This is a genomic window from Wolbachia endosymbiont of Nasonia giraulti (assembly GCF_048054155.1).
In the GTDB taxonomy this organism is placed as follows: domain Bacteria; phylum Pseudomonadota; class Alphaproteobacteria; order Rickettsiales; family Anaplasmataceae; genus Wolbachia; species Wolbachia pipientis_C.
On sequence record NZ_JAFEVH010000064.1, the window covers coordinates 1 to 5,547 of the forward strand.

Annotated in this window: 5 protein-coding genes; 3 read left to right on the forward strand and 2 right to left on the reverse strand. The window is 35.0% G+C overall.

Annotation, left to right across the window (positions count from 1 at the left end):
- Nucleotides 1–118: 118 nt before the first annotated feature.
- Nucleotides 119–313: a hypothetical protein gene (locus JR312_RS05835; protein ID WP_416647938.1), complete on the forward strand. Its 195-nt coding sequence runs from the start codon at nucleotides 119–121 to the stop codon at nucleotides 311–313.
- A 133-nt stretch (nucleotides 314–446) separates the two neighbouring features.
- Nucleotides 447–2,147 carry an arginine--tRNA ligase gene (argS, locus tag JR312_RS05840; RefSeq protein ID WP_416647939.1) on the forward strand — a complete coding sequence of 567 codons (1,701 nt, stop codon included), beginning with the start codon at nucleotides 447–449 and terminating at the stop codon, nucleotides 2,145–2,147.
- Nucleotides 2,148–2,162: 15 nt separating this feature from the next.
- Here the strand turns inward: argS and ccmA are convergent, their stop codons facing one another.
- Nucleotides 2,163–2,786, reverse strand: coding sequence for a heme ABC exporter ATP-binding protein CcmA (ccmA, locus tag JR312_RS05845; RefSeq protein WP_264330546.1), 624 nt, complete (start codon nucleotides 2,784–2,786; stop codon nucleotides 2,163–2,165).
- Nucleotides 2,787–3,133: 347 nt separating this feature from the next.
- Entirely contained in the window at nucleotides 3,134–3,565 is a 432-nt protein-coding gene (locus JR312_RS05850) for a hypothetical protein (RefSeq protein WP_264330545.1), read from the reverse strand.
- A gap of 424 nt (nucleotides 3,566–3,989) precedes the next feature.
- Between JR312_RS05850 and JR312_RS05855 the strand changes: the two genes are divergently transcribed.
- Nucleotides 3,990–5,303, forward strand: coding sequence for a PspC-like choline-binding domain-containing protein (locus JR312_RS05855; RefSeq protein WP_416647940.1), 1,314 nt, complete (start codon nucleotides 3,990–3,992; stop codon nucleotides 5,301–5,303).
- Nucleotides 5,304–5,547 lie beyond the last annotated feature (244 nt).

Genomic DNA, 5,547 nt, shown 5'->3' on the forward strand with positions numbered 1-5,547 from the left:
ATTGTGCTATAAAAAAGGTAGAGCAAAAGTGGATTACTGCTTTGCCTAATTGGGCTTTAACTATGTCTCAACTTGATATCTTTTTTCCTGGTAGGTTAAAAATTGAGTTGAATTGAAAATGCGGTTTGACACACTTTTTTTGAACGTTCCCGAATACGCTAAAATCATAGATAAAATTCTATGGACTTCTGACAAGGAAGTAACGTTGAAAATTCCTGATAATTCTGTAGAAAAAAGGTCTTATTCCCCTAGTGTTGGTAACAATCAAGATGAGACTTTCTCTTACCATGATTCCGACAATATCTTAATATAAACTATAACTTTTCTGGGTCTTTCAACCCAGAAAAGGTCGCCTTACACCAAATAAAAAGTAGAGATAAGATAAACCTTCAACTAGCCCCACTTATTCGCTATACTGCTATAGGTTTTCATAGTTTTTCTAGTTGATGAACATTTTCAAACAGGTTTCCTCTCTAATTTCCAGCAAATTAAATGAGTTGAAGCAAAGGGGTGTCATAAATACAAGTGCGGCAAATTTTATTGTAGAGCCTCCAAGCAATAGAGCACATGGTGATATCTATACAAATGTTGCTATGGTGCTTGCAAAACATGAAAAGAAGAATCCCATTGAAATTGCAGAGGTTTTAGCTAAAGAGTTTGAACTTTTTGATGAAGTTGAAAAAGTGGAAATAGCAGGCCCTGGTTTCATCAACATGCACTTAAGAATAGAAGTGTGGCATGGAATTTTAAAACAAATAAATGAGCTAAAAACAGAGTTTGGCACCCTAGATATAGGGAACAATCAGGCCATTAATGTTGAATTTGTATCTGCAAATCCAACAGGTCCACTGCATATTGGTCATGCAAGAGGGGCAGTGTTTGGTGATGTTTTAGCAAATTTACTAAAGAAAGTTGGCTATAATGTTACTAAGGAGTACTATATCAATGATGCTGGAGCGCAGATAGATACGCTAATTCGGTCAGTATATTTGCGGTATAAGGAAGCTCTGGGAGAAAAAATCAGCATCGAAAAAGGTTTATACCCAGGTGAATATTTAAAACCAATAGGGGCTGGGCTGGCCAAAAAATATGGCAAGGAGCTTAGAGAAGAGGAGGATAATCAAATAATTAGAGAGTATACTTTAAGTTCCATTTTAGAGATAATAAAGGAAGACATGAACTTACTTGGAGTAAGTCATGATGTCTTTACTTCAGAGTATGAGCTACGTGGCAAAATCGAAGAGAGTATAAAAATATTGTCTGATAAGGGTTTAGTGTATGAAGGGTACCTGGAGAAACCAAAAGGCAAAGAAAATGAAAATTGGACTTCCAGAAAAGAAATATTATTTCGCTCTACAGAGTTTGGTGATGACGTTGACCGCGCACTAAAAAAAGAGGATGATAGCTGGACTTATTTTGCATCGGATATTGCTTATCATTTCGATAAGATATCACGTGGTTTTAACAATATGATCGTAGAGCTTGGTAGTGACCACGGTGGTTATGTCAAAAGGCTCAAAGCAGTCGTCTCTGCGCTCAGTGACAATCAAGCAAAAATAGAGGTAAAACTGCATAATATTGTGAATTTTTTCGAGAACGGCAAACCTGTTAAGATGTCCAAAAGATCAGGAAACTTCCTAACAGCAAGAGATGTAGTGGAAGAAGTTGGCAAGGACATAACTCGTTTTATAATGTTAACACGCAAGAATGATATGGTCTTGGACTTTGATTTTGTTAAAGTAAAAGAACAATCAAGAGACAACCCTATTTTTTACGTGCAATATGCCCATGCTCGTGCTCACTCATTAATGCGTAATGTTCCAAAGGAGCTTCCAACAGCAGATCCTTCACTTTTAAAGACTGATGGGGAGCTCTTCCTCATAAAAACCTTAGCAAAGTGGCCAGATGTGGTAGAAATATCTGCAAGGCTTTGTGAGCCACATAGAATTACTTTCTACTTACTTGAAGTTGCAGAAGCGTTTCACGTTTTATGGGGGTATGGCAAAAGTGATTTAAACATGCGGTTCATACTAGAAGATAACTTGAACCTCACCGCTGCAAGAATGTTTCTCGTCCAAGCCTTAGCGCACGTAATCGCTTCTGGGCTTTCTATTTTTAATATAGAGCCTTTGAAAGAGATGAGTTAATTTTAAGGCCAAAAATTATACAAGAGGTCTGTTAAAATCACGTATATCGATTGTCTTGAAGTCACACAGTTGTTCTGTAGAGCTATGTCCTGTAATAATTACTATACCGTTTTGCTCAGAGCGTATTGAGATTAGATTTAATATTAATTCACACGTTGCACTGTCGAGATTACAAAATGGTTCGTCTATCAGCCAAACGTTTGCATTAGAAATTAAGAGGCGAGCAAGCGCAACTCTTCTTTTCCAACCTGCAGAAAGTTCACTATATTTGATATTAAGTACAGGTTGCAACTGTAAGCAACAAACGGCTGCCATAATTAATTCTCTAGTATTCCGTATTCTTGCCCAGAATTGTATGTTTTCACCAACTGTTGAGCTATCTTTACAGGCATTTTTATGGCCTATATAGACCATGGAAGGTATATAGGATTTTAGGTCATCATATATATCTTTTCCACAGTACATTATATTACCTGACACTGGCGGCAAAAGTCCAGATAAACTTCTGATTAAGCTGGTTTTGCCGCTACCATTTGGACCAGTGATTAAGATTTTTGATTTTGGTTCAGCTTTAAAATTGAGGTTTTTAAATAATACTTTGTTATTACGAGCACAGGATAGATTTTTACATTCAAGCATCTATTGGACCTTTAAAGAGAACTTGGAGCCTAAACACTTCAGTGTATGAACATTGGATAGCTTGCACAACAAACAGTCAGTGTTTGACATACAACTGTACGAACATTGGGTTTGTAGGTAGCAGATGGTGTCATCCCAGTGCTTGACACTGGGATCCAGGAATTTTAAGTAAGCACGCTGAGCTGGTTGGCATAAAAGTAGTTGCTTTATGTTAAAATTAATATTTTTAACTAGATTACATGAAGAGCTGGATCCCAGTGTCAAGCACTGGGATGACACCCTTATACTTGACTGACTATAACACTTAAGAAGTTTAATGCCAGAAAGCAGGTTATACAACGGATACGTCATCTGCCTTTTCCTTTATGCTTACCCTTAGTTGAAGACTGAGCTTTTATAAACAGCTCCCAAAATCCTTTTTTATCACCTTCTCTGTGTATCAATTGTGCAAAATGTTTCATTAAACTATTACCCATCATAACCATCTTTGTCCATTTACCTAACGGTTTTGCTATATCAACTATTTCTAGATCTTCTTTGTAAACTTGCATATTCTTTTGTTTCTCCCTTAGCATTTCCTGTTGTTTCATCAACTCTTTTTGCTTATTTTTTTGATACAATTCATTAAATCTTCTATTTTCTTCCCACTCTTCTTTGAGAACTTTTAGAGGAAATATAATTTTTCTAATATGATTTTTGTATATTTTTCTCAAAAAGAGAAATACTGCAATTACAGCAAGTAATATTGTACTATATGTAATGATTTGTCCGAACGGCATTTTTATACTCAGCTTATTGGCAAGCGGTATTTACAATTATACCATAACTATAGAAATTTTACAATTTTTTTCTGGATAAAGATAGTAGACTAAAAATTTCTAAAGAACAAAAGCAACGTATTTACGTACAGGCTATCAACTACTACACTCAAAACTGACAAGTGATTAATCATTGGAGAAGGAATCACGGCTCTCTAATGAATAAAGATGGACTGTGTCAAGCTGGTGAGTAAGGTGGAAATTGAATAATTGTTGGTTATCATGCTAGATCTAAAATATAAGTTATAAAATTTTAATCATTTTGGCTTATAATAATTTCTGAGTTAACCTGAGATTTCCTGAACTGTGGTTTCTTTTACCCATGTTGAGTTCTCAGCTTTTATACTCTAATTTAATTCCAGTTTTGACTGTATAGGAGGTCACAATGTCAAACAATATCTATAGCGATCAAGTTAATAATAGTAATTTATATGCCAACAAACTTTTTTATGGTGAAGAGGGTGAGCAAGTCGAAAATCTAGGAGATCAGGTTGCGGGAGAAGAGGATGATAAATCAGAAGAAGATTTACTTCGTGACTGTAGAGATGAAATTAAGAAGGCAAAAGATAAGTTAATACAGTGTAAAAAAGATGCTGTGGAATCACAAAGAGAAATTACACGATTAGAAGCAGAAACTAGTGAATTAAAGTCACAGGTTCAAGAAGAAAGAGAGAAGGTAGAACAAACTAAGAATGAAGCTGAGGCAGCAAAAGAGGAAGTTTTGAGGTACAAAATTGAACAGGAGAAAGAAGAAGTGATGCAGAGTAAGATTGAAGGAGTAAAAGAAGAACTTTTAAAGTGTAAAATTAACATGGCAAAAGCAGAGACTGAGTGGTATAAAAAAGCAGCTGAAGAATGTAAAAATGAGAAAAGAATCGGTACAGATAAACCTAGTATTAAGGTAGGGAATGAAAATGATAGAGGCAAACATGTTACCAATGAAGGAGGGAATGAAAGTGGAGAAATTACATCTCGAGAAATAACACCAGATCTTAGCCTGCCAGGAATTTGTGGGCCTAAGGCTACTTTGTATAAATCGAATAATAAGATAGGTTGTCAAGGTTTTAATACATCTGATTTATTAAAAGAACTCTATCCTGAGATGTATAGTAATTCTAAAATTTTGCCATATATAGAAAAGGGATCAGAGGGTATTTATAGTGCAGTAAATTTTAAATTTGCCTTTACTGATACTATTAGTTCAGCAGCCAACTTTGGTAATACGAAATGTCTTAAATGTATTGATAGTCCACAAGAGTTAGCTTGTCAGGACGAGAAGGTTAAGAGTTTCTGCCAATCTGGCAATGATTATGCTAATAAAGAATTAAACAAGAATTTTTTTTCTAGAGAATCATGTCCTGATCTCATCAAAGACCCCGGTGGAGCAAGTATTGTGAAAGCGAAACAAGTTGCACCATTGATAATTGTTAATAACGCAGGGAATATGATAGATAAAGAGGGCAATAATACTCAAGTACACTATAATTCATTAAAGCCTTATCTAAAGCTTAATGGTAAAATCAGGGACTGTGGAAATGATCAAAAGTGTAAAGATTATAATGCAATTATGGAGAAAGTTGCATGGGATAGTGATAAGGAAGTACTATTAAAAGCTGTCTTTGATAATGTGCAAAGAACAACTCCTTACTCTTATGATAATGAGGTTAGTTCTTTTCCCATTGATAATGAGTTGATATAAGAGAGAATGTTCTCTGGATTTTTTAGTTCAGAGAACACTTTTGTAGAAAAATAGAGTTGGTGACCTTACTCAAAAAAAAGTAGAGAAGAAGTTTTTGTTGTGAGAAGGGAACGTTCAAAAAAGTGTGTCAAACCGAAAAAAAAGTAATAAATTGATATAAAAAATGGAGGTTTGATATGAGTCAAGCAAATAGAACTACTGGTTTGGTAGATTATAAAGAATTAGAAACAAATATCCTGTCATC